Source organism: Listeria swaminathanii (assembly GCF_014229645.1).
Classification (GTDB): domain Bacteria; phylum Bacillota; class Bacilli; order Lactobacillales; family Listeriaceae; genus Listeria; species Listeria swaminathanii.
Window position 1 is genome coordinate 372999 of the sequence record NZ_JAATOD010000001.1, and the last position, 19439, is coordinate 392437.

Annotated in this window: 20 protein-coding genes; 11 read left to right on the top strand and 9 right to left on the bottom strand. The window is 37.5% G+C overall.

The annotated features are described in order from the left end of the window. Position 1 precedes the first annotated feature (1 nt). From HCX62_RS01790 to HCX62_RS01800, 3 genes are all read left to right on the top strand, one after another. Positions 2 to 1726: an ABC transporter ATP-binding protein gene (locus HCX62_RS01790; protein WP_185636806.1), complete on the top strand. Its 1725-nt coding sequence runs from the start codon at positions 2 to 4 to the stop codon at positions 1724 to 1726. Continuing rightward, positions 1723 to 3540 (top strand): ABC transporter ATP-binding protein, encoded by a 1818-nt coding sequence (locus HCX62_RS01795; protein ID WP_185636807.1) that lies wholly within the window; start codon positions 1723 to 1725, stop codon positions 3538 to 3540. Before HCX62_RS01790 ends, HCX62_RS01795 begins: the two co-directional genes overlap by 4 nt. 116 nt (positions 3541 to 3656) lie before the next feature. Further along, positions 3657 to 3956: a rhodanese-like domain-containing protein gene (locus HCX62_RS01800; protein WP_185636808.1), complete on the top strand. Its 300-nt coding sequence runs from the start codon at positions 3657 to 3659 to the stop codon at positions 3954 to 3956. A 34-nt stretch (positions 3957 to 3990) separates the two neighbouring features. Here the strand turns inward: HCX62_RS01800 and HCX62_RS01805 are convergent, their stop codons facing one another. The 3 genes from HCX62_RS01805 to HCX62_RS01815 all read right to left on the bottom strand — a co-directional run bounded on the left by HCX62_RS01805 (position 3991) and on the right by HCX62_RS01815 (position 8394). After that, positions 3991 to 5727 (bottom strand): LapB repeat-containing protein, encoded by a 1737-nt coding sequence (locus tag HCX62_RS01805; RefSeq protein ID WP_185636809.1) that lies wholly within the window; start codon positions 5725 to 5727, stop codon positions 3991 to 3993. A gap of 134 nt (positions 5728 to 5861) precedes the next feature. Further along, positions 5862 to 7607 carry a LapB repeat-containing protein gene (locus HCX62_RS01810; RefSeq protein ID WP_185636810.1) on the bottom strand — a complete coding sequence of 582 codons (1746 nt, stop codon included), beginning with the start codon at positions 7605 to 7607 and terminating at the stop codon, positions 5862 to 5864. 160 nt (positions 7608 to 7767) lie between these two features. Beyond that, the gene (locus HCX62_RS01815) at positions 7768 to 8394 is read right to left on the bottom strand and encodes an FMN-dependent NADH-azoreductase (RefSeq protein ID WP_185636811.1); all 627 of its coding nucleotides are present in this window, start codon (positions 8392 to 8394) and stop codon (positions 7768 to 7770) included. Positions 8395 to 8563: 169 nt separating this feature from the next. Here HCX62_RS01815 and HCX62_RS01820 point away from each other — a divergent pair, with 169 nt between their 5' ends. Together HCX62_RS01820 and HCX62_RS01825 are read left to right on the top strand one after the other, a co-directional pair. Next, positions 8564 to 9019: a MarR family winged helix-turn-helix transcriptional regulator gene (locus tag HCX62_RS01820; protein ID WP_185637983.1), complete on the top strand. Its 456-nt coding sequence runs from the start codon at positions 8564 to 8566 to the stop codon at positions 9017 to 9019. Next, positions 9016 to 9957, top strand: coding sequence for an NADP-dependent oxidoreductase (locus HCX62_RS01825; protein WP_185636812.1), 942 nt, complete (start codon positions 9016 to 9018; stop codon positions 9955 to 9957). The genes HCX62_RS01820 and HCX62_RS01825 overlap by 4 nt, the downstream gene beginning before the upstream one ends. A 98-nt stretch (positions 9958 to 10055) precedes the next feature. On the opposite strand, the gene HCX62_RS01830 is transcribed toward HCX62_RS01825, so the two are convergent. Continuing rightward, the gene (locus HCX62_RS01830; protein ID WP_185637984.1) at positions 10056 to 10298 is read right to left on the bottom strand and encodes a hypothetical protein; all 243 of its coding nucleotides are present in this window, start codon (positions 10296 to 10298) and stop codon (positions 10056 to 10058) included. Between the two features lie 106 nt (positions 10299 to 10404). On the opposite strand from HCX62_RS01830, the gene HCX62_RS01835 reads away from it, so the two are divergent. Then, positions 10405 to 12156: a glycerophosphoryl diester phosphodiesterase membrane domain-containing protein gene (locus HCX62_RS01835; RefSeq protein WP_185636813.1), complete on the top strand. Its 1752-nt coding sequence runs from the start codon at positions 10405 to 10407 to the stop codon at positions 12154 to 12156. Positions 12157 to 12197: 41 nt separating this feature from the next. Here HCX62_RS01835 and HCX62_RS01840 read toward each other — a convergent pair whose 3' ends face one another. Continuing rightward, entirely contained in the window at positions 12198 to 12692 is a 495-nt protein-coding gene (locus HCX62_RS01840; protein WP_185636814.1) for a DUF5067 domain-containing protein, read from the bottom strand. A gap of 79 nt (positions 12693 to 12771) precedes the next feature. Next, a complete protein-coding gene (locus tag HCX62_RS01845) occupies positions 12772 to 13914 on the bottom strand; it encodes a serine/threonine-protein kinase (protein WP_185636815.1) in 1143 nt (380 codons plus the stop codon). A gap of 106 nt (positions 13915 to 14020) precedes the next feature. On the opposite strand from HCX62_RS01845, the gene HCX62_RS01850 reads away from it, so the two are divergent. From HCX62_RS01850 to HCX62_RS01870, 5 genes are all read left to right on the top strand, one after another. Beyond that, positions 14021 to 14476, top strand: a complete 456-nt coding sequence (locus HCX62_RS01850; RefSeq protein WP_185390768.1) for a hypothetical protein — start codon at positions 14021 to 14023, stop codon at positions 14474 to 14476. A gap of 55 nt (positions 14477 to 14531) precedes the next feature. Beyond that, positions 14532 to 14924, top strand: coding sequence for a DUF1398 domain-containing protein (locus HCX62_RS01855; RefSeq protein WP_031665201.1), 393 nt, complete (start codon positions 14532 to 14534; stop codon positions 14922 to 14924). Between the two features lie 96 nt (positions 14925 to 15020). Continuing rightward, the gene (locus HCX62_RS01860; RefSeq protein WP_185636816.1) at positions 15021 to 15761 is read left to right on the top strand and encodes a sulfite exporter TauE/SafE family protein; all 741 of its coding nucleotides are present in this window, start codon (positions 15021 to 15023) and stop codon (positions 15759 to 15761) included. An 85-nt stretch (positions 15762 to 15846) separates the two neighbouring features. Then, positions 15847 to 16125 carry a hypothetical protein gene (locus tag HCX62_RS01865; protein ID WP_185636817.1) on the top strand — a complete coding sequence of 93 codons (279 nt, stop codon included), beginning with the start codon at positions 15847 to 15849 and terminating at the stop codon, positions 16123 to 16125. A 15-nt stretch (positions 16126 to 16140) separates the two neighbouring features. Beyond that, positions 16141 to 16419 carry a DUF3116 family protein gene (locus HCX62_RS01870; RefSeq protein WP_185636818.1) on the top strand — a complete coding sequence of 93 codons (279 nt, stop codon included), beginning with the start codon at positions 16141 to 16143 and terminating at the stop codon, positions 16417 to 16419. A gap of 17 nt (positions 16420 to 16436) precedes the next feature. On the opposite strand, the gene HCX62_RS01875 is transcribed toward HCX62_RS01870, so the two are convergent. The 3 genes from HCX62_RS01875 to HCX62_RS01885 form a co-directional block, all read right to left on the bottom strand. Continuing rightward, the gene (locus HCX62_RS01875) at positions 16437 to 16880 is read right to left on the bottom strand and encodes a GNAT family N-acetyltransferase (RefSeq protein ID WP_185636819.1); all 444 of its coding nucleotides are present in this window, start codon (positions 16878 to 16880) and stop codon (positions 16437 to 16439) included. A gap of 40 nt (positions 16881 to 16920) precedes the next feature. Further along, the gene (locus tag HCX62_RS01880; protein WP_185636820.1) at positions 16921 to 17622 is read right to left on the bottom strand and encodes an SGNH/GDSL hydrolase family protein; all 702 of its coding nucleotides are present in this window, start codon (positions 17620 to 17622) and stop codon (positions 16921 to 16923) included. Between the two features lie 85 nt (positions 17623 to 17707). Next, positions 17708 to 19387: a DUF6044 family protein gene (locus HCX62_RS01885; protein ID WP_185636821.1), complete on the bottom strand. Its 1680-nt coding sequence runs from the start codon at positions 19385 to 19387 to the stop codon at positions 17708 to 17710. Positions 19388 to 19439: the final 52 nt, after the last annotated feature.

A 19439-nucleotide genomic window follows, 5' to 3' on the forward strand; every position in this document is an offset into this window, starting at 1 on the left:
AATGATGAAATTAATGAAAAGATTAAAACCTTATTGGCTGAGTATTACGGCCGTATTAGTCCTTACTTTCGGGCAAGTTATCGGACAGTTGTATTTACCAACATTGATGTCTAACATTATTGACAAAGGCGTTGTAAATGGCGATACAGATTATATTTGGAGCACTGGAATGCAGATGCTACTCATATCGTTCGCCTCGGTTATCTTGTCGGTTATCGTAGTTTATCTTGCGTCGAAAATTTCGATGGGATTCGGGAAAGACTTGCGCGACAAAATTTTTACAAAAGTAGAGGACTTTTCCTTACAAGAATTTGATAAAGTGGGAACTTCCTCGCTGATTACGAGAACGACAAATGACGTTGTTCAAATCCAAAACGTTCTTTATATGATGATGCGTCTAATGGTGATGGCGCCAATCATGTTACTCGGCGGTATTATTATGGCTGTCGGACGTGACGCGAAACTATCGCTTATTTTTGTCGTTGTTTTACCACTACTGCTTCTATTAGTAGTCGTTCTTGGTGGGAAAGCAATGCCAATGTTTAAATCGCTACAAAAGAAAATGGATAAATTAAACCGCGTTATTCGTGAAGGTTTAACAGGGATTCGTGTTGTTCGCTCCTTTAACCGTAACGAAGACGAACTTGAAAAATTTGAAGAAGCGAATGCGGACTATGCGACAACTGCAATTAAAGTCAACCGCTTGCTTTCTCTAATGAGTCCGTTAATGATGCTACTTATGAACTTAACTTCCATCGCGATTGTTTGGATTGGTTCCATTTTTATTGGTAACGGTGATATGCAAGTAGGGGACTTGATGGCGTTTATTCAATACGCGATGCAAATTATGATGTCCTTCATGATGCTTTCTGCTGTATTTATCATGATTCCACGTGCTGGAGCTTCCGCGGAACGTATCAACGAAGTACTAGACATGGAAGCAGAAATACTAAATCCAGAAAATCCAAAAACAAGTGCACCACCAGCAAAACTTTCTTTTGAGAATGTAACTTTCCGTTATGAAGGTGCTGAAAAACCAGTGATTGAAGATATTACATTTCAGGCTAACGCTGGCGAAACAGTTGCAATCATCGGAAGTACAGGTGCTGGTAAGTCTACTTTAATCAATATGATTCCACGTTTTTACGATGTCGAAAGTGGCGTTGTGAAAATTAATGGAATGGATGTGCGCGAAATGGATCAATCCAGCCTGCGACAAAAAATCGGACTTGTACCGCAAAAAGCCGTTTTATTCACAGGGACAATTGCTTCTAATATGCGCTACGGGAAAGAAGATGCAACCGATGAAGAAATCTGGGAAGCACTTCGAACTGCCCAAGCCGAAAACTTTGTATCCAAACTTTCAAACGGTTTAGGAAGTCGCGTAGAACAAGGCGGTAATAACTTCTCTGGTGGTCAAAAACAACGACTATCGATTGCGCGTTCGTTAATTAGAAAACCAGAAATTTATATCTTTGATGACAGCTTCTCCGCGCTCGATTTCAAAACGGATGCGAAATTACGTGAAGCTTTGAAATCAGAAACGACAGAAGCCGTGACACTTATTGTGGCACAGCGGATTACTTCCGTTGTAAATTCCGACCAAATCATCGTTCTTAATGAAGGTAAAATTGCCGGCATTGGAACACATGAAGAATTAAAAGAATCTAACCAGATTTATCAAGAAATTATGAGGTCACAGCTGTCAGAGGAGGAAATCGCATGAGTGGTCCAGGTCCCGGTGGTGGAATGAGAATGCAAACAACCGCCAAACCAAAAAACTTTAAAGAAACACTATTTCGGCTTCTAGGCTATATGAAACCTCGTTCTGTCGCAATCATTGTCGTATTCATCTTTGCGATTTTATCCACGATTTTCAATATTTTCAGCCCGAAAGAACTCGGGAAAGCAACAACCGAAATTTTTAAAGGTGTTATGAGCCAAGATGGAATTAATAACGATAAGATTTTCAATATATTAATGATTGTTTTAGTCTTATATCTTGGTAGTTCCTTATTTAGCTTCATTCAGCAATACGTGATGTCGAGTGTTGCGCAACGTACTGTTTATGACATGCGGAAAGATTTAAAGGCAAAAATGGCTCGACTTCCGCTGAAATATTATGATACGCGCTCAAATGGTGATATTCTTAGTCGTTCTGTTAATGACATGGATAACATCGCGAACACGCTGCAACAATCTCTAACGCAAGCCATTACCGCGATTGTTCAAATGATCGGTGTTTTAATCATGATGCTAACAATCAGCTGGCAAATGACGCTAATCGTTCTTGTAACGGTGCCAATTAGTATTATTCTAGTAGCAATTATTGCCGGAAGATCACAACGCTATTTCGGCGCACAACAACGCAACCTCGGTATTTTAAATGATACTGTAGAAGAAACTTACGGTGGCCAAACAATCATTAAAGCCTTTGGTCAAGAAAAGAAAACGTTAGTAAAATTTGATGAAGTAAATGAAGATTATTTCAAAGCAGCTAAAAAAGCGCAATTTATTTCCGGGATTATGATGCCGGTAATGCAATTCGTTGGTAACTTAGGTTATGTAGGTGTCTGTGTGGCCGGTGGTATTTTTGTTACTAACGGAACACTTCAAGTTGGGGATATTCAATCATTTACGCAATATGTCCAATTATTTACGCAACCAATTTCCAGCGTAGCAAACATCGCGAACATCATTCAATCCACTATTGCTTCAGCAGAACGTGTTTTTGAAATGATGGACGAAGAAGAAGAAAAAGACGAAATTCCAGCAAATATTAACCAAGTTGCTGGCGAAGAACACAGCATTGTATTCGACCACGTGAAATTCGGTTACACTCCAGATAAACCGTTAATGACCGACTTAAATATTCATGTTGAAGAAGGTCAAATGGTGGCAATTGTTGGTCCAACTGGTGCTGGTAAAACAACAATTATCAACTTGCTGATGCGTTTTTACGACGTGGATGGCGGCGAGATTCGCATGAAAGGTATCGATACACGCGATATGACCAAAGATGCTGTCCGTGAAAAATTCGGAATGGTACTGCAAGATACGTGGTTATTCAACGGAACGATTGCAGACAATATCGCATACGGTCGTGAAGGGGCAACGAAAGATGAAGTTATCGGAGCAGCAAAAGCAGCATACGCAGATGATTTCATTCGCCGACTTCCAAATGGCTATGATACCGTCTTGAATGAAGAAGGTTCTAACATTTCGCAAGGTCAAAAACAACTTCTAACAATTGCCCGCGCGATTTTATCAGATCCATCTATCCTAATTTTAGATGAAGCAACTTCTAGTGTAGATACTCGTACAGAATTAAATATTCAACTTGCGATGGGTAATCTGATGGAAGGGCGTACAAGTTTCGTCATTGCCCACAGACTTTCAACCATTCGTGATGCAGACTTAATTCTTGTTATGAATCACGGTAGCGTTATCGAACAAGGAACACACCAAGAATTACTTGACGCAAAAGGCTTCTACGCTGATCTTTACAACAGTCAGTTTACTGGAGCTCAAGCAGTTTAAATTTACAAAGACAATGTGGCCCAGTCGCTGCATTGTCTTTTTTTGAGCAGAAAATTTGTTTGATGGTGGATTAGGCGGTATGGTTAGTAAAGAAGAAATTGAAGAGGTGAAAATAGATGTATCAATCGATTACGGCAAATGATTTAGAGCAAGAATTAAAAAACTCGCAGCTTAATATACTAGATGTCAGAGATGTAGATGCTTTTGTTGAGGGGCACATTCCGGACGCAATCAATATTCCAATCAATGAACTACCAGAAAAGCTAGCAACTCTTGATAAAGAGCAAGCTTATACGATTATTTGTTACGCGGGAGGTCGTTCTGAGCGCGCGAGTCAATTTTTAGCGGCAGAAGGCTTTGATGTAACGAATGTAATGGGCGGTATGGGTGCCTTTCACGGGACAGTTACTCAATAAGAAAAGAAGCTACTTAATCGTAGCTTCTTTTTATTTAACGATGTTTTCTTTTACGGAAAAAGCTAGTGGCTATCCCTGCAAGCAGAATACCGATTAAGACGGTGGTTGCCTGATTGGAGTCACCTGTTTTTGGTAAAGTTTTGTTTACTGGATCGGATACGTTTTTTTCGGGTTTGTTTGCATTCACAGACTCGTTTTTATCAACTATTTCATTTGGTTTATCTGGGTCTGGCGTCGGAGTTGGTTTTACCGGTTCATCCTCCTTGGCCACCTCTACGGAAATAGTAACTGGATCAGCCTCAATGCCACTTTCGCTCACTGCATGTAAAGTGACCATATATGTGCCAACTTTGTTTAAATCAACGACACTTTCGAAATCGCTTGTTACGGTACTGTCATCACTTGTTTCAGCCAAAATATCTAATAAGAATTGTTCCTCCGTTACAGCTGATTCTTTCAGGTAGGTGATACTTTGCATTGCTGTAATGATTGGAATTTCAAGGATAGTTACCGTCACTTGTTGGGGCGTTGCTTTTAAACCAGCTGAGTTTTCTGCATTTAATGTAACAGTGTAAACGCCAGGTGTATTTAAATCAACAACACTAGAAAAATCACTCGTAACAGGTGCATCGTCATCTGTTTCGGCATGAATATCTTGTAAAAATTTTTCTTCTGTAATGGTTGATTGCTCTACATAACTCATCGTCTCGTCACTAGCAATATTCAGCGTATGTTCAACCGCAAAATATTGAGTGTACGTCCCGCCAGTTAACGTGTATCTAGTAAAATTAGGCGGCGTTGCATAAGCTCCAGCTGGGTTATTATATCGCGCATTATATTTCATTTGTTCAATTGAATCAAAGTATTCTTTTGTAATCCCACTAATCGTTATCCCTGTATCATCAATTGTTAGACGAGTGCTAGCAATTTGTTCGTTATTCAGTGAAAAGAAAGTAGAAGAACTGCTATTAGAAGTTGTAAAAGGAATCGCAACGTCATCAAAATTAACGCTACGCTCTTTCATTAAGGCAAAAGGAACAAAGATGGTTTGGTTCGTTTCATCGTAGCTTAATACAGAACTTTTAATCGTGCTGTTAATTAGAGAAGTCCGGCCGACGTTTTGTCCATGCGCAGACAAGCTCGTTAATTTTGGAAAAGTCTCGATGCCGCGGAAATCATGTACACCACAAAACTGAATATCCAAACTTGTTAGGTTAGGTAATGATTGAAGCGGCATTATATCTGTAAGAGCATAATCATATCCTAAAGTTAAGGTTGTTAATTGAGGAAGCTTATTTATTTTATCCAATGAGTTATCATTAATGTTGGTATTGCTTAAATCCATGCTAGTTAAATTTATCAAGCCGTTCAAATCAGGTAGTGAATCATCCGTTAGGCTAGTCCCAGAGATAATTAACCTATTTAAACTAGTTATATTCGCTATCACAGAAAAATCAGTCACACTTGTATTCAATAAAGACAAAGATGTTAAATTGTGAGCAAATTCAAGCCCAGTTATATCTGTTAAAGTACTTCCATTAATATCAACGTTTTTAATCTTGTCCATTTGCAACCCGGTAATATCACTTGTGGCAGCTTGTCCTAATAAGCCATTTAGATAGCTTTTTAAAACAGGATCAGGAATATTAATCACATCCTGTGGTACATTTGTTTCCGTATTTTCTTCAGCAAAAGTATGTGTGAAATTAGGTATGGTCAAAGGTGCTAATAAAAGAATGCATAAACCAATCTTTATCCCAGTTTTTTTCATGTATGTAATCCTCCTAAAAAATTGGTGCTCAGTGTTTAATTATACAAAATTTTAGAATTTAAAACAATTCCTTTTTTAGTAGTATTATAAATAAAAAAACCGCAAAAGAGAAAAATCTCTTTTACGGTTCTAATTTAGCTATGTTTTCTTTTACGGAAAAAGCTAATTGCAACGCCTGCGAGGATAATCCCAATTAATACAGTTGTTGCTTGGCTCGTGTCACCGGTATTTGGTAAAGTGGCATTTGTTTCGTTTGCTGTAGGGTCTGCCGAGTTTTCGGAATTAATTGACTGGCCATTATCATTGGGGTCAACTGGGTTGTTTGGGTCAGGCGTTGGGTTTGGTCCGGGTGGTGTCGGAGGTTCATTTCCCTCTACTACGTGTACAGTGACAGTAATTGGATCCGCTTCTACGCCGTCAGCATTCACCGCCCGCAAAGTGACAGTATAGGTTCCCACTTTATTTAAATCAACCACACTATCGAAATCACTCGTTACTTTGCTACCATCATTTGTTTTAGCAGAAACATCTTTTAAAAATTGTTCCTCCGTTTTAGCTGTTCCTTTTGAATAAGTGACCGTTTTATCCGCTGTGATAGTCGTTTTTTCAAGAATAGTTACGGTTACTTGAGTCGGGGTTGCTTTTAGCCCGGCCGCATTTTCCGCATTTAGTGTGACAGTGTAGACGCCAGGTTGGTTAAAATCAACGACGCTATCAAAATCACTAGTGACCGGGGTGCCATCATCTGTCACGGCATGAACATCTTGTAAAAATTGGGCTTCGGTTACGGTTGTTTTCTCCGTATAGCTTATAGCAGGATCGTTCGTAATAGTAAGCGTATGATCAATATTAAAAGATTGTCGGTATGTTCCTCCAGATACTGAGTAACTAGTAAAATTAGTAGGCGTTGCGTAACTGCCAGCTGGGTTATTATAAAGAGCATTATAATACATTGTTTCAAGAGAATCGAAATCTGCTTTTGTAATTCCGCTAACAGTAATCCCTGTATCATCAATGCTCAAACGATTACTAGCAATCTGTTCATCATTTAAAGCGAATAAAGTAGACGAACTGCTAGTAGACGTTGTAAAAGGAAAAGCGACGCCGTCAAAATTAACACCTCGTCCAATCATTAAAGTAAATGGAACAAAAATAGTTTGGTTTGTTTCATCATAGTTTAACGCGGAACTTTTAATCGAACTTTCGATAGGGACACTACGCCCGACATTTTGGCCGTATGCTGATAGGTTGGTTAATTTTGGAAAAGTATCAATCCCACGAAAATCGTTCACTCCGCAAAATTGAACAAATAAAGTAGTTAGGTTTGGTATGGATTTAAGTGGCATCACATCAGTAATCGCAAAATTACTATCTAGATTTAAGAAAGTTAAATTAGGCAATTTGTTTATTTTAGTTAACGAGTTGTTATCAAGTGCACCAGGGCTTAAATTGAGGTTAGTTACATTTACTAAGCCGTTTAAATCAGGGAGGGAACTATCGGTTAAATTGTTTCCAGATATACTGAGATTAGTCAGACTTGTTATGTTTGCGACGACAGAGTAATCAGTCACACCAGTATTAGATAATCGCAAAATAGCTAAGTTATGAGCGTAATCAAGCCCTGTTAAATCCGTTAAACTAGCATTATTAATATTAACATCTGTGATAGTATCCATTTGAGCTTCGGTGATATCACTTGTACTAGGTTGCCCTAAAAGCCCATTTAGATAGCTTTTTAAAACAGGGTCGGGAATATTTACTATATCTTGTGCTGCTTTTGCGTCTATCGTTTCATCTGCAAATGTATTCGTAGAAATTGGTATAGTAAGTGGAGCTATCAAAAGAACACATAAACCAATTTTTAGCCCAATTTTTCTCATGAAATTAACCCTCCTAAAATTTAACCATTAGTCTATTTGTGTACAAAATGCTATATCTTAACCAATTCCTCTTTTAGTTATTTTCTAAACCAAAAGGATAATGAAAACAGCACAAAAAAAACCGTGAAAGAGGATAAGCTCTTTCACGGTTTTTGGTTAATTAAAAGATTTTAGCTAACTCGACTGCTTCTTTTGCACCAGCAGAGATAATATCTTTTGCTTGATCAGGTTTTGCATTGTGGCCTTCTACGATAACCATTTCTGGCGCAGAGATACCAAAGTGAGCAAGCACATTTTTTACGTAGCTAAGGGACATTTCAAAGCCTTGCATTGGGCCATCAGAATAAATACCACCACGAGCGTTAAGCAGCGCGATTTTTTTATCAGAAACTAAGCCAACTGGACCGTTTGCAGTGTATTTGAATGTTTTGCCAGCTTGATTTAAATAGAATAAGTACGTTAAAAATTGAGCTGGAATGCTGAAGTTCCAAAGTGGGAACGCCATAACGATTTTGTCAGCTGCTAAAAATTGATCCAAATAGCTATTCGCGATATCAGCTAAGCGTTTTTCGTCTAGGCTTAAAGATTCACCAGCTGCTTCTTTATGTAATCCACTCATCATTGTTACATCATAATAAGGTAGATCCGCTTCAAATAAATCTAGTTCTGTTACATTATCGTCCGGATGGGACTTTTTGTATTCAGTTAGGAAAATTTCGTATAGTGCCACACTGACTGAGCGTTCGGCAGGTAAACCATTTGCTTTGATGAAAAGTACGTTTGTCATTACATCTTGCCTCCATTTTAAATTAAATTATCTATTAAGTGTAGCGTATTTTGGTTATTAGCGGCAAGTAAATTGCTTACAAAAAATTAGCCGCTAATTTTTGAGCAGATATTTTGTGCTTTTTAAAAGGAGGCGTATAATAGTTGATATATCATTTGACATGTCAACTATGGAGGTGAGAACGCTGAAACCATGTACAGAACGATCAGAATTACTTTACCGGATGCATTTGTTATCCAAGGAAATTAGCCATGTGTTTGAACAACAAACGAATATGAGTTTTACTAAAGTAGAGATTTTATTTCATATTCAACAAACACCCGGCCAAAGCCAAAATCGTTTGAAAGAAAAACTTTATATCGATTCGGCAAGTATTACCCGTCATTTGAAGCGAATGGAAGAACAAGGACTAATCGTTCGGAAAAAGCAAGACGAGAATAAGCGTTATACGTATTTATTTTTAACACCAGCTGGCGAGGCAGAACTAGCTTCCTTACTTTTGGAAAAAGAAAAATTCCAGAGAGAGGCGTTAGAAGCATTTTCAGAGGAAGAAGTTAGCGCATTACTAAAATCAGTCACAAAAATGATGAATAATGTAGAGAAAATGGAGGAGAAGTTAAAATGAAAGCAGTTGTAATTGAAAATTATGGTGGTAAAGAAGAGTTAAAAGAAAAAGAAGTAGCAATGCCAAAAGCGGGAAAAAATCAAGTTATTGTAAAAGAAGCAGCAACATCGATTAACCCGATTGATTGGAAACTTCGTGAAGGATATTTAAAACAAATGATGGACTGGGAATTCCCAATTATTTTAGGATGGGACGTAGCGGGTGTTATTTCAGAAGTTGGTGAAGGCGTTACAGATTGGAAAGTTGGCGATGAAGTATTTGCCCGCCCTGAAACGACTCGTTTTGGTACGTATGCCGAATATACAGCAGTTGACGATCACTTACTTGCACCACTTCCAGAAGGTATTAGTTTTGAAGAAGCGGCATCTATTCCACTAGCAGGCTTAACTGCATGGCAAGCATTGTTCGATCATGCCAAACTGCAAAAAGGTGAAAAAGTCTTGATTCATGCGGGTGCTGGCGGTGTTGGAACACTTGCGATTCAACTTGCAAAACATGCTGGAGCAGAAGTAATCACAACAGCTAGTGCGAAAAACCACGAATTACTTAAATCACTTGGAGCAGACCAAGTCATTGATTATAAAGAAGTTAATTTTAAAGATGTCCTTTCTGATATCGATGTCGTGTTTGACACAATGGGCGGCCAAATCGAAACAGACAGCTACGATGTATTAAAAGAAGGAACAGGACGTTTAGTTAGTATCGTTGGGATTTCAAATGAAGATCGTGCGAAAGAAAAAAATGTAACAGCAACTGGAATTTGGCTTCAACCAAACGGCGAACAGTTGAAAGAACTAGGAAAATTACTTGCTGATAAAACAGTTAAACCAATCGTTGGCGCAACTTTCCCATTCTCTGAAAAAGGTGTTTTCGATGCCCATGCATTAAGCGAAACGCACCATGCGGTAGGAAAAATAGTCATTTCATTTAATAAATAAGATTTTCGAGAAGCTAGATGCTGTCATCTAGCTTTTTTTGTTGTTTGCTGGAACATGGTAGATGGGCTATAATAGCAAAAAAAGGTGGGACGGGGATTTTATTCTTCTATAAGAAAAGCAAGGTCACTCGCGACTTCTAAATCACTAAGTTGTTTCGCGATAATATCCGCGCCAGTATTTAGAAAGATAGCCATTTGACTGAGAACGCGAAGGCTAATATCAGAAGTGCGAATATCTTTGTTGATGAGTTTTTGCAAAGTTCCTTTTTTTAAACGAGTATTTGATTCGATATCAGTGGCAGTAATTTGATTATTTGCTAACAATTGTTCAATCGGATGCATCATTTCACCTCATTTTAATAGTTAACTTTATGAATTAATTATAACTAAATTTGCTTCTAGGATAAACTATAAAGCCTTGAAAATCGAATGAAAAAGGGAGAAGCAAATGAACGATTTAAAAGACAGTTTTAAAGTTTTGTATCAATTTAAGACAGATTATCTCAAAGTAACATTATTATTAACAATTTTGCAGGCGTTTGTGATTGGACCATTTATTTATTATTTCTTTTTCTTTATTCTGCGGATTATTGGCGTGCCAGGTATTACAGACGCTAATCTAGGAGAGGTGTTTTCAAGTCCAGTTGCCGTCGTTATGTTGCTGATTTTAGCTCTACTGATTTTACTGTTTGTTTATTATGAACTGGGTTTCTTTATAATGATGGCGATTTATCAATTGCGAGGAGAGTCCTATACTGTTTTCAAAATCATTCAGAGACTCAACGTAAAAGCGAAATACTTTCTTAGTTATCAAGCGATTTATTTTTTGCTATATTTCTTTTTACTTTTACCAATTGCCGGATTATCTTTACCGATTACGATAACAGAAAATCTTTATTTACCACATTTTATTACAGACGAATTGATGAAAACGACGACGGGAACATGGCTTTATGTTATTGCAATTGCACTTATATTTTACATTAGCGCCAGACTAGTGTTTGCTTTGCCATATTTTATTGAAGACAAGTCGCTTAAAATTAACGGAGCAATCCAAAAAAGCTGGAAATACCCGCAAAAACGCTTATTTTTCATGCTGCTAAAATGGGTTTTAATAATTGTGGTGATTGGCTTTCTAGTATCGATTATTGCAACGATTATTATGTTACCGCTACTCTTAGTAGAAAAAACAAATCCGGGAATTGCAATGGTAACAGCTGGCATCACTTTGACTATACTTCAAGTTATCGGTTTCTTTGTCGCGGGTATTTTTCAAGGGATCATTGCGCAATTATTAGTGAAAAATGCTTTCTCTATGCAAGGGCAGCCAGTTTCAGCGGCACGTAGTCAGTTTCCACATAAAAAGCGATTTATTATTGTCGGGGTGCTCGTTTTCCTTATTTTTAGCACTTTTAATATTTATGCAGTGAATGCGACTTTATATGAACCAAACACGAAAATAATTGCTCACCGCGGTGATACGATGCATGCTGTGGAAAATACAGTGGAAGCCATCGAATCAGCTGCAAAAGCCGGGGCGGATTATAGCGAAATTGATATTCAAGAGACGAAAGACCACCAATTTGTTGTTTTCCATGATATGACACTTAGACGGCTTGCGGGAAGTTCGAGGCGAGTAGCGGATATGACTTTAAAAGAATTACAACAAACCGAAGTAACTAGCGGCGACTATTCCTCCCATATAGCTTCTCTCGATGAAATTATCAAGGCTGCGAAAAAGAATAAGATAGATTTGCTCGTGGAAGTGAAGTTGCACGGCGGGGAATCAAGCGATATGGTAAAACGACTTGTCACATTGCTCCAAAAAGAAAAAGTAACGGATAAGTATTTAGTCCAATCGCTAAACCAGCCCGTTATGGAGGAGATAGAACAAGCCGATCCTACAATAAAAACGGGCATCATTTTGGCGCTCAATATAGGAAACTTACCAAAAACATCGGCAGATTTTATCGTTTTAGAAGATTTTTCCATTAATAAACGATTACTAACACAAGCCAAACAAAACAACAAAATGGTGTTCGTTTGGACAGTGAATAAAGAAAAGCTAATGCAAATGTATTTACGGAAAAACGTAGATGGGATTATCACCAATTATCCTAAAAAGGCGATAGAACTTAGAGAGTCCTTTAATGAGAATGATTCCTTGCGAAGTCGTATTGAAAATAGGTTAGGATTTTAGACAAAAAGAATCCGCAAACAATGACTGTTTGCGGACGATTCTTATTTTAACTCAAATGATTTTTTAACTGAGTTTTTGCTGAAGCTGATTAATTCTTTTGCTTCTACATCGACTTTGTTTTGTGTATCTTGTAGTGTGTAAGTACTTGTTACTTCTAAGCTTCCACCAGGTTGTACATCTTTTTCAGAACCACCAAGGCCACCATCTGCTGCGACAGTTGTTGTTAATTGAGTACCATTTTGGAATGCTTGTTGATCAATAGCTACCATGAAAGAAATATTTTCTTTGCTGTTGTTCGTGAATTTTGTTTTGACTGCAATAGCATCTTTACCTGATAAATCCTTAACTACTTCTGAGCTAAGAATTTCTACTTTGTAATCCCCAAGTTCATTGGAATCTGCTTTCTTTTTCGTCTCAGCTTTAGCTGTCTCTTTTTTGTCCGTGCTTGCTTTATCTTCTGTCCCACCACATGCAGTTAGTGCTAGGGCAAAAGTAATAATCCCCATTAATAATAAAACGCTTTTCAATTTCTTCATTTTCTTCTCTCCTTCATCTTTTATCTGTCTCTATTAGACCATGCGGAGATAATAAAAGTCCTATGCAGTGGGCATAGGACTAGGAAAAGATTTCGTTATAAACACCATAAATAGTTACACAAACGATAATATAAATGACTATTCCTGCTTTTCTTGTACCAGGAGATGGTGATTTAAGTAAAGGTAATTTGGACCAAATACCACAGAGATTAGTAAAAATGACAAAAGCAGGAACGATTAGGAAAAAGTTACTGAAAAAGTTTACTGTATGAGACATTTTAACGCCATCAGCTGGTGGGCTGAATAAGCCGAATATCAAGAACATATAACCAAATACAGCAACGACCATTTTCCACGGGCGACCAGTTCTAAAACCGGGAATATGTTTATACCATGGAATAAAGTCGTGTTCATAGTCCTCTGTTAAATCTTCCCAATTCGTTTCAGAAGTAAAGTCGTCTGTTGTGGTGAAATCGGATAATTCAGAAACGTAGCTTGGGCCAAGTGAGTCATTTTTGACGGCTGTCCGGAAATCTTGAATGGTTTGATATCGTTGTTCTGGATCAAAGGCGGCAGCTTGCATCGCTATTTTTTCAAGCGAAGTAGCATTTTCTTTATCAGGTAAGGTGTTTTCCCCAAGCAAAAGCTCTAGCATAAGAACGCCGATGCTGTAAATATCTGAGCGCGCGTCTGTTTGCGAATAGCCGTATTGTTCTGGGGCAGCGTAGCCAATTGTTCCGAGGTTCACTGTGTCTTGATTTTTGCCGACTTCAAAGACACGGGAAGCGTCAAAATCAATTAATTTCAATACGCCATCGCTAGAAATCATAATGTTGGATGGTTTAATATCGCGGTGAATAATTGCATTTGCATGTAATTCAGTGAGTGCGTCGGACAACATCAACATGAGCCGCGTCACTTCATCCGCATCAAATGACGTATTTGCTTTCATTAAATCTGCTAAATTTTTACCGTTTATGTATTCTTCATACACAATTAATTGATTACCATTTGGAATCAGTACTTCGATTTTGGGTAAGTATTTGCTAGATAAATTTTTAAGCTGCTCAATCACAGGGGCGAAGCTGATTGGAATTATTTTACGTACGAATAATTCTCCAGTGGATGTATTTCTCGTTAGCACAGCAGGGTTTTCTTTATTATTTAGATTATCTAATTCTTTATATTGTTCTTCTATAAAAGCGAGTGTCATTTCTCCCATTTATCAAAAATCCCTTCTACACTTTATAGTAAAATTATAGCATGAAGCATAGTAGTCGGGTATATATTTCGTGATATAATGAAAAAAACAGTTGGGGGTGTGCCTTATGGATGGGGAAAAAGAGACAAGTAAATTGCTTCATGAATTAAAAAAAGCGACCAATTTACGCCAAGTATTAGATGAAAACGAGGCGGAATTTAAATCAAGCGAAATGGTTACATATTTAAAAGAATTACTAGCAGAGAAAAAATTAACGAAAGCAAGCGTCATTCGTGCGGCTAGACTCCATGAAACATATGGATATCAAATTTTCAGTGGGGTTAGAAGACCATCACGCGACCGAACAATCGCTCTTTCTTTTGGATTTCAATTATCAGGATTAGAGGCAAGCAGATTGTTAAAATATACAGAATATCCTCCATTGTATGCAAAAAATCGGCGGGATGCGATTATTATTTTCGCCTTAGACCATGGCTACACACTAGACCAAACCAATGATTCTTTATACGATCTAGAAGAAGCATTGATTGAAACATATAAAGAAGAAAAACCACTTGTTTAGATTTAACTAGAAATCGGGTATAATTTAGGGAGACCTAAATGATTGGAGACTAGTTATGATAAATGAACAAACAATTTTACAAGCAGCAACAAGCGAAAAAAACGCCGGAGACTTTCCTAAAGTAGTTCAAGGTTTCAAAGATCTAGGCGTAACTAAATATCAATTTTTAGTACAAAAGGGCGTTTATGTCTTTTGGGATGAAACTGATACTCGAGTAGAATCTAAACTAAATGGCGTTTCTATGCCTGTCGCAGAAGAAATTTCAAGCGAGAAAATGAAAGATGCCATCAAACAAGCACAAGCGGGGAAAATAGATTTTGAAATGTTTATTAAACTAGCTGGGTTAGCAGGTGTCGGACTGTGGGAAGCTGATTTAACTGCAATGAAAGTAACCTATATAGATAATGCTGGAAATGATCTAGTCGTTGAACCAATTCCAAGCGTTTAAAATGTAAAAGACAATAGCTTATTGTCTTTTTTTAGTATTTTTAAATTTAGGAATTATGTTATGCTGAGAAGGGTGAAAGAAGAGAGGTAAAGTATAATGGATATGATCACATACTTTCTAATTGCACTAGGTACAAGTGTTGTAGGGAGTTTTTTAGGGATTGGTGGCGGAGTTATTCTTTTGCCAATTCTGCTATTAATGGGTGTTTCTCAAGGAACGGCGGCCTTTAGTTCTGCGCTGACAGTATTCACGATGGCGATTTTCACTTGCAGCATTTACTATAAGAGAAAGCAAGGGGATGTAGGATTGGCGCTGAAAATCGCCGTAACTAGTATTCCGACGACTTTTCTTGGTGCGATGGTAAATCAAATGTTGCCGGAAGCGGTGTATCGTTTTCTATATGGCGCGTTAATCGTTGTTTTACTTGGGATAATGATTTGGAAAAAGAAACGAAATGATGAAAAACCACATTTTCTAAGTGAATATCGAATAATTCCGTATGTTTTCGGGGTGATTATCGGATTTTTAGCTGGTTTGTTTGGAATTGGCGGAGGACCAATCGTCATACCGATTTTATTATTAATCTTTATGTTAAGCCAAAAGACAGCATCAGCGACATCTAGTTACGTGACCTTACTGACATCACTCGCAAGCATTGGGTCGTATGCGCTCATTGGTGGAAGCGATTTTTCAATTGGGATTTACATGATACCGGGAGCGATAATTGGTGCGCTCATTGGAACGCGTTTAAATAAACTCTTAGATGAAAAATGGATTGCTATTTTATTCAACATTTTACTTATAGCCCTTTTTGCTTTAAATTTAATTAAAAATTAATTCGAAACAAGCTATCAAGGTAGCTTGTTTTTTGTTGTCCCAAGCGATTTTATGTTAAGCTTAAAAAGAGTAGGAGGGATGAAGCATGAAAAGGAACCCGCAAGATTTTGCTGCGTTTTTACTAACAATCCTAACTGTAACTTGGATAATTTTAACTTGGGGATTACATATTTCTGACATTGTACCAGGAGGAGAAAAGGGCGTATGGTATAAAATAATTCCGCTGTTTTTAGGCATTATTTCCACAATAAGTGTCTTTTTTGTGAAAGAGAAACTGGTCAAATGGATGTTACTCGGTTTTAATATATTATTATTGGTTTTAATTTATTTTGTGTATCATATTGGGGAAATAGGGATGTTTTAAGCGGGAGTTGATAGGATGAATGAACCAAGCCAAGCGGTAATCTATCAAATTTTATCTAGAACAGAAGAACAAAATGCAACGATGGATCATTTGGTTTTTGAGATGATGCAATTCCCTGGTGCTGCGGCTTTTACAAAAAATGAGTTGTTGTTTGGGGTGTATTGGTTAGAAACGTATCAGTATATTTTTCGAAGCACAGAAAAACAAACTACGAGATATTACCGAACGCCAAAGGGGCATGAAAAATTAGTTGAACTAGAGGTTTTAAAAAAGAAAACTGGCTTTATTTCCTAGGAAATAAAGCCAGTTTTTTATAAATATTTTGCCATTGTAATATCTGTGCTTTGGAAACCGACTTTATTATACAAGCCGATTGCTGTTTGGTTGTGCGCGAATACATGGAGTCCGATTTTCGTGATGTGCATTTCTTTAGCAAGCGTATCTAATGCAGCTAATGTTTTTGTTCCATAGCCTTTACCACGGTAGGCTTTAAAAATCACAAAATCATAAATAAAAGCATGTTTCCCTGAGAGCGTTTCGTCCACATGGAACCATAAATAGCCAATTTTTTCATCGGAAACAATGTTGTAAAGATACTCGCTTGGTGTAGTAATCCCATCATAGAGCAGTTTGTCAAAAGAAGTTTGAGCGTTTGCTAAGGATTCCTCAACGGACCATGTGCCAGCTTCCACTTTTTCTTTTGCGTAATCGATAATTGCCGTGGATAAAAAATCTTCTAAATTAGAAGTAGTCATTTTTTGTAATTGTAAAATAAAAATTCCTCCCTAATGTAACTTATGCTTTGTGAAAACTTGCGTATTGAATAAATTTGCGCGACATTGCGATGTGACCAGCTTCATTTGGATGAATCCCATCTGCGCAAAGCAAATTTTCATAATGGAATTCAGCAAGGAAACTATCACGGATATCAATAATATGGCTACCAGTTTCACTTGCGATTCGCGAAATTGTGTTGCTATAACGTTCTTGCCAGCGATAAATCATTTGTACGTCGCCGCCTAAAAATTGTAGAATATTTTCTTTGCTCAGTCCGTCTTTCGTAATGAAATCAAAATAACGTTTCGCGTGAAGAGGGGGCAGTGTCATTAAAATTGGCTTAATATCCAATTTTTTAAGTCGTGCAATCATTTCCAGAAGTTGCGTTTCAAAAATATCGATTGGTGTACTTGGAGTGTGCTCCGCTGTTGGGTTTTCAGATACTTCCGCCCAGTTGAAATCACAATCATTTCCGCCAAATTCGATAATGGCGATATCATTTGTTGCATCTTTTTCTAAGTCTTTTGTTAAAATTTCGTGGCCTTTTGTTATTGTACGACCCATTGTGGAATGATTTTGAAAAGTCAGGCCAAGTTTTTCAGATGCTCGTTTAATGCAGTTGTTTTTAAGCAATGTATAGCGATTTTTTTCAGGATTGAAAAGAACGCCTTTCATAATACTATCGCCCCAAACACCAACTGACTGAATGGTTTTCTTCATAATCATCACTCCTTTTATTAATCATACCACAAAAAAAGCGAAAGGCACGATTTGTTCTCTAGGAAAAAATCACACCTCACGCTTTTTAGTTAGTCACTTTGTACAAATAGATTTTCCAGTATGACTCTTTGTTGTTGAACGCTTTTTCGAATTGAAGACCGACATCCGCTGCATTATCAATCGGAACTGCCGACAAAATATACTCGCCGCCAACTGCTTTAAAGGCTTCTGAATTGAAATCTAGCTGTTTAATATGTTTTTCCGAATCCTTGCCGAAATCATAATTTTTTCCTAACTCAGCAGAAAATAAATAACAGCGATTGCCCCAATTATCGTAATAATCTTCTAAAACAGGACTCTTATCTAACTCACCAGCAATAATTTTCCGGAAGGCCTTTTTATACGCAAGTGGATAGGAATTAACGTAGCCATCCACTGTATAAAAACCATTTTCCTGAGAAACAGACGGGTGCAGCCCAATGCTACCAACCCGGTAACTTGACTGCGGTTTGCCAATATAATCTTTAATTTCCTCAAATTGCTCCGTCGCATAAAATTGATTAATGCTTGGCGAGCCATTTCCGGTGCGATAGTAAATCTCAGAATTATTAGCGAAAACGACGACCAGTTGTAGCACAATCGCCACATAAGCTAACTTTCGCCACCAATTTCCTTTTTTGATTAAGTAAACAATTGCAAGTGCAAATAATCCATAAAATAGAAACGGCTGCAAAAAGTGGAATCGCGAAAAATTAAACGTCCGCATGATTTCCACGTTCTCTTTAATGACATTCCAGCCCTTGTACCACCAAAAACCATACCAAAATGATAAAAATAAATTAAATCCGAACAGCCATAAAAATAGCTTTTCCTTCACCCATTCGCGTTTTATAATGATGAGCACGAGAACAAGAAGTAAAATCGGCAAAATAACAAATCCAGCCAGCGCCTGATCATGCGTATGGCCATTAATGAAATTTTTAAAACTCAGCCGAATCGAACTTAAAAAGGATAACTGCGGTAAACTAAATTCACTCCTCGAATCTGGCTCGGGGTGTAAAAACATCGCGTAGATAAAGCGATAATTCACTACCACATAAAGCAATCCCATATAAATGATACTGAGTAAAAAGCGAATATTTACTTGTTTTTTCTTAATGACATCATATAACCAAATACATCCAACCATCACTAAAAAGAAACAAAATCCTAATATCAAACTAGAATAAAATGGAAGTAAGGTCAGTATGACGACATTCCAAATGCGCCGCCGATTGTTTCGAATGTTCAAAAATGCCCACAAAGCAAGCGGCATTCCAAGCGTACTCAGCATACCAGACGGCCAATATGGCGTCAGCGCAAAAGCCAAGGAAACAAAATAAAGTGGCACGAGATATTTTTTGTCTTTAATAAGATAATCCCTTGCCCATAAAAATAACCCTAAAAATGCAAACACACGCGTAATTAATTGACTCACCGCAAACGCAATAGGTGCGCTGAAAATCATATAAAGCCAATCAATACCAACAAACTCTGAATCAAAAGAATCTCTTGGGACACTATCATCCATTATCTGATCGATATTTGCAGTCCCCACTTTTGCAGTATAATCTCCGCTATCCAAAACCATTTTGTACCAGGTCATATTGGAATCCAAGTTATCATGAATTCTCACATGACTATTCCCGCCAAGAATAAATAATGGAGCGACATAAATTGCCAATAATAGAAGTGCGACAATTAGCCACTTATGCTTCTTCCACATAATTCTCCTCCTTCATTATCTCTACTATATATATGTACCCGAGAAAACTATT